The 4,684-nt window shown below is 38.4% G+C and carries 7 protein-coding genes and 1 pseudogene; all 8 read right to left on the minus strand.

Annotation, left to right across the window (positions count from 1 at the left end; genetic code table 11):
• Nucleotides 1-142 precede the first annotated feature (142 nt).
• The gene (locus tag CALSC_RS25275) at nucleotides 143-880 is read right to left on the minus strand and encodes a TIGR04283 family arsenosugar biosynthesis glycosyltransferase (RefSeq protein ID WP_088243938.1); all 738 of its coding nucleotides are present in this window, start codon (nucleotides 878-880) and stop codon (nucleotides 143-145) included.
• A 138-nt stretch (nucleotides 881-1,018) separates the two neighbouring features.
• The gene (locus CALSC_RS25280) at nucleotides 1,019-1,564 is read right to left on the minus strand and encodes a methylmalonic aciduria and homocystinuria type D protein (RefSeq protein ID WP_088243939.1); all 546 of its coding nucleotides are present in this window, start codon (nucleotides 1,562-1,564) and stop codon (nucleotides 1,019-1,021) included.
• Nucleotides 1,565-1,870: 306 nt separating this feature from the next.
• Nucleotides 1,871-2,077: a glycogen debranching protein gene (locus CALSC_RS25285; protein WP_088243940.1), complete on the minus strand. Its 207-nt coding sequence runs from the start codon at nucleotides 2,075-2,077 to the stop codon at nucleotides 1,871-1,873.
• Nucleotides 2,078-2,319: 242 nt separating this feature from the next.
• The gene (locus CALSC_RS25290) at nucleotides 2,320-2,727 is read right to left on the minus strand and encodes an ExbD/TolR family protein (protein ID WP_088243941.1); all 408 of its coding nucleotides are present in this window, start codon (nucleotides 2,725-2,727) and stop codon (nucleotides 2,320-2,322) included.
• The gene (locus tag CALSC_RS25295) at nucleotides 2,711-3,364 is read right to left on the minus strand and encodes a MotA/TolQ/ExbB proton channel family protein (RefSeq protein ID WP_088243942.1); all 654 of its coding nucleotides are present in this window, start codon (nucleotides 3,362-3,364) and stop codon (nucleotides 2,711-2,713) included. The genes CALSC_RS25290 and CALSC_RS25295 overlap by 17 nt, the downstream gene beginning before the upstream one ends.
• A 281-nt stretch (nucleotides 3,365-3,645) precedes the next feature.
• Entirely contained in the window at nucleotides 3,646-4,014 is a 369-nt protein-coding gene (locus tag CALSC_RS25300) for a DUF4342 domain-containing protein (protein ID WP_088243943.1), read from the minus strand.
• 187 nt (nucleotides 4,015-4,201) lie between these two features.
• Nucleotides 4,202-4,391: pseudogene (locus CALSC_RS26175) on the minus strand (IS1634 family transposase); the annotation flags it as partial.
• A gap of 15 nt (nucleotides 4,392-4,406) precedes the next feature.
• On the minus strand, nucleotides 4,407-4,574 hold the full coding sequence (locus CALSC_RS25305; RefSeq protein WP_088243944.1) for a DUF4277 domain-containing protein: 168 nt from the start codon (nucleotides 4,572-4,574) through the stop codon (nucleotides 4,407-4,409).
• Nucleotides 4,575-4,684 lie beyond the last annotated feature (110 nt).

The raw sequence follows: 4,684 nt of genomic DNA on the forward strand, positions 1-4,684 counted from the left end.
AATAGCCTTGAAGCAGGCGATCGCTTTTTTCGTGCCTCAACCGCAAATATCAGCTTAAATAGCTCTTTTTACAGAACCCAAGTAGTTCTAAAGTTTGTGAGTTTGCAGTTGCAAACCCTGGAATGAATGAATCTGCATAAGGCTAAAGTTTTCCCCGACGATACCAACTGCGAATACGTTCGGGAGAAATACCTAAAAAATAAGCCACAATTACGACTTGATTAATGAAAGTAGTTTGCCAAACACCCTTTTTTAACCAACGTCTTGCAGATGTAATTACTGGTGCTGGTAAAGTAACTATTCTTCCTTGACGTTTTAAACTACGTATAAATTCAAAGTCTTCCATAATCGGCAATTCCGGAAACCCACCAACAGCTTGAAATACTTCCTGTTTGAGAAATATTCCTTGGTCACCATAGGGCATTTGCCAAAAACGCGATCGCCAGCCTACACCTTTCTCAATTAATCGCAAACTCGCCAATTCTGCATCTATCTTCAGGGTGAATGCACCCGCAACTACCCCAGATACTTCCATAGCTTGACGAATCATGGTATCAAATCCAGGTGGTAAGCGAGTATCTGCATGAAGAAACAGCAAAATATCCCCAGTTGTAGCCCAAGCACCTGTATTCATTTGTAAAGCACGTCCAGGATTAGCCACAATCACTTTTAATCCTAAATTACTTACTATTTCTACCGTCCCATCACTGGAGCCACCATCTACAACAATTACTTCTACATTTCTACTTGGTTGAGTAGTAGCTAGGGTGGATTTGATATTTACTGCTTCATTAATAACTGGAATAATAATAGAAATTTTCCCGTTACCCTCTAAAAGCTTTTGTTGCTGGGGAAAATTTGCTGTTTGTGAGTCATCCATACTATTTTCAATTTTTGTATTCAGATTACTCTAGCCATCATTATGGTTATTTAGAAAAAATGATTCCGACAGATGAAAAGAAAGAAAAGCTTATCTAGTAACTCTTTCACAATCCAAAATCTAAAATCTAAAATGGTATTACTTCCATCCGTGGTCAGGGGCTATATTTTTAATTGCTAATTCTATGACTGTGGGATTAGCCGTTGAAATAAAAATACTGGGGTAAACCGAGATTCCCCATTGAGGATGAATTAGTACACGGCATTTGTTACGAATTATAGGATAATTGAGGAGAGCTTTTACCGCAGCAGTATCATCATGGGGAATTTCTCCAGGACGAGAAAGTAAAGGATAACCAGTGCGCGGATCAATTAAGTCACTTAGGTATCCACCATCCCGTAAATGAAAAACTACATCAAAACCAAACCGCATGAAATTTTCTCGTAGCTGTTGCTTTTCCTTCTCTACTTTAGGGGTTATTTCCAGCATCTCATACTGAGATTGCTGTAAAACAATTACCACCCAGAATGAAGTTTGATTGTGCCAATCTGGGAATATGCGATCACGGTTTGTTTGGATATACTCACTAGGGGAGTGAATTGTAATCTGAATTGCTTTCCCCATCTTGCCAACCAATTTAATCGGGTGGCTCTGCTCGGAAGGATAAATTGTGGGATAATTCACTAATCTGATGGTGATTGTTCAAATTTTTTGAGTTTATTCATGGATGTGATTGATAAATCTGGAGGTTACAGAATTATGATCACAAAACCTATGATTAGTGTGATGTTATTACAGTTATTTTGAATTATTGATTTTTTTTGATAATAACATTATATTTATCCAATATTTCCAGGCAATATTTTGTGATGTGAGCAATTACCACGTTAATAATTGAAATGGAGGTACAGGGAAATAATATTTTTAGACAGAACAGTTATCAGTTAACAGTGAACAAAATTTTGTGGGATAATTTTTGCTGGAAGTTTCCTAATTCAGTTTTAAGGCATTAACAGGAACTTCATCCCACGAATCAACTGTGCGTAATTGTGCTATCCAACCAGCAGCTTTTTGAGTTGCAGTCAAATTAGCCAGAAAAGACTCGTGACAATCTTGAGCCTGAGATTTGTCACAACAAGCAATACAAGCATGAATCATCCCAGATGGATCGATTTGTTCGTTTACCCAAATAGTCATGGTGTCTTCCCTCTGTCAAACAATTTTGGATTTTGGACTTTGTCGTAAGCGCTCAGTCGAGCCGTCAAACGATTTTGGATTGACCTCATAATCTAAAGTCAAGGGCTTGAAATAATGAATTAATGAATTAATGAATTATTGCGCCTTGTGCTTACTTTTCGGTCAATTTGATTTTAAATAGTATTCTCCATTCTCAAATATGACAAAAAACGGCTATGCTGTACACCAGAATTAACTAGAAATTACTGGGATTTTTCAGCAGTGATCGCTAATTGTGCTCCCTTTACCTGGCGCAATCTATCCATTACTGCTACTACTTGTCCATGATTTACCTTTTTATCGGCTTGCACCATTACCAATACCTGCTGTTGAGAACCAATTAACCCTTGGACTTGGGTTTGCAAGGTATTGAGAGTAACAGGTTGACGATTCAAGCTAATTTTACCTTTACTATCAATTGTGACAGTAATTGACTCTGATGATAGTTGAGGTTTAGCGGTAATTGCATTGGGTAAGTTGACTGGTAATCCTTCCTGTTTAGTTAAAAACATGGTGGAGATGATGAAAAATGCCAAAATTGCAAAGATGACATCAATCATGGGCAAAATATTTAACTGTGGTGGCAAATCTGGCTCATCTGGTAGATGCATAATTTTTGTCCCCTCTCTGATAATAGCGACGGTAAAGTAGTTCTAATTGTCCACCATATTCTTGAATTTGGGCGATTTGACGCAGGTAAAGTCCCCGGAAGGTGTTGGCAAATAATAGGGTAATAATTGCCACAATCAACCCTGAAGCTGTAGAAACCAAAGCTTCACTAATACCACCTACTTGAGTACCTGTATTACTACCAATATTCAGGTTCTTAAATGCGCTAATTAACCCCAAAACAGTACCTAATAATCCTAATAATGGAGCCAGGCTGATAATCGTTTCAAAGATATTTTGGAACCTTTTGAGTAGGGGAATTTCTGCTTGTGCAGCACTTTCTAATGCTAAACGGAAATCTTCTGGGGTGGCTTCATCCAATTCTAGGGCTACCAGAAATATGCGGACTATGGGTAAATCAGTGTTTTTACGCAGTTCATCTAGAACACTAACTACATTATTCTCGCGGTACAATTTAAGAGCTTCTTCTACCACAGTATTTTGATAGCTACCCAAGTGTAACCAAAATATTACCCTTTCAAGAATTAATGCGATCGCTAATACAGAAAATGCCAGGAGGGGAAACATTACCACCCCACCTGCGGTAAACAGATTATAAATAGGATTACCGGGAGCCATATATACAGTTTATCAACAGGAAATTGGTAGTCACAAAGAGCCAGAGGAGCGGGGAGCAGGGGAGAAACCCCATATATAAATATAGTGGCTTGAGGAGAAAAGGGGAGCTGACAGGAACAAATTCGAGGGCTTGAAACCTTGTTTCCCTAAGCTCTTAGCAGGGGAAAAACGACGTTCTCCCTGCTAAGAGCACTTTTTCCCTTGCCACAGCAATTTTGCAAATTTGAGACTCCCCATACGTATTATGTAGAGGAAGCTAGCTAAATTCTATAAAATAGACCTCACTCTTTGTCGTCCTCGCTTGACTCAGTCGACTCTTGACGCTCAATCACAATTGTCAAGTGCGCTACCATTGCACCAATAACCCCGATAGCTGCTAACACTGGGAAAAATGCTGCACTGATAACACCGCCAATCACACCCACTGTCATGGGAATTTCGATTAAGGTATTACCTTCTTCATGCTTGATAATTATGCGGCGAATATTACCCTGATGGATGAGTTCTTTTATTTTGGCTACAAGTAAATCGCCAGAAATTTTGAATTCCTCTGAAGTCACTTTTTCATTGGGTTCTGTATCCGTCTGAGTCACAATTGTAGAGGTATTTGTATCTATAGTTTTAGTGGTTTCTTCCAGATTCGTATCCATAGCGTATTTCCTTCACTTGGCTACACCTACATACTACAAGTATTTTGTGAAGAAGTTATGAAGGTAGTCTCTTAGATGCGCTACGCACTACTTCTCGTAGAGATGAAAAAATTTCACCATCAAGAATAAAACCCACATTCCGCAGGTTCATTAGCAAAGAAGATAATATTTACGACCAGGAGAACCAAAGAACTGTAACTCTTTTCCTTGAGTTTAGAAAAACAGTGGAAGTAAAAAATAATGGGTCTTTGAGAAACCAAAAACCACGTTCTGTAGATTTGTTGTGCTTTATATTCACCTAAAACATCTTCATCTTTAAGTTTCTTGGCCTCAAGAACATTGGTAGCAAGAATAAATCTGCCAGTCCGTTGTGTTTCAATGGTATCCCTCTCCTAAAAAATCACAAGTTTTCTTCGGAGAGGGATAATTGCAGTTTCTTGAGGATGAGTTCCAAGCAATTGGTTAATTTGCTCAACTAAACCCATTTCATCAATAATCCTTGCCACTATGCCTAAGTGATTGATATCTTCTAGTCTGATTTGTGATGCTGAAATATCCATGTTTCAAAAATACAGCATTTTGCGAACTGATAAGCCAGCACAAGCTATCATACCTGCGGAATGTGGGTTTAATATCTAGTATTTTGTGAGTTTCTGAAAAAGTTTAGGGA

Origin of the sequence: Calothrix rhizosoleniae SC01 (assembly GCF_900185595.1) — a bacterium.
Classification (GTDB): domain Bacteria; phylum Cyanobacteriota; class Cyanobacteriia; order Cyanobacteriales; family Nostocaceae; genus Calothrix_A; species Calothrix_A rhizosoleniae.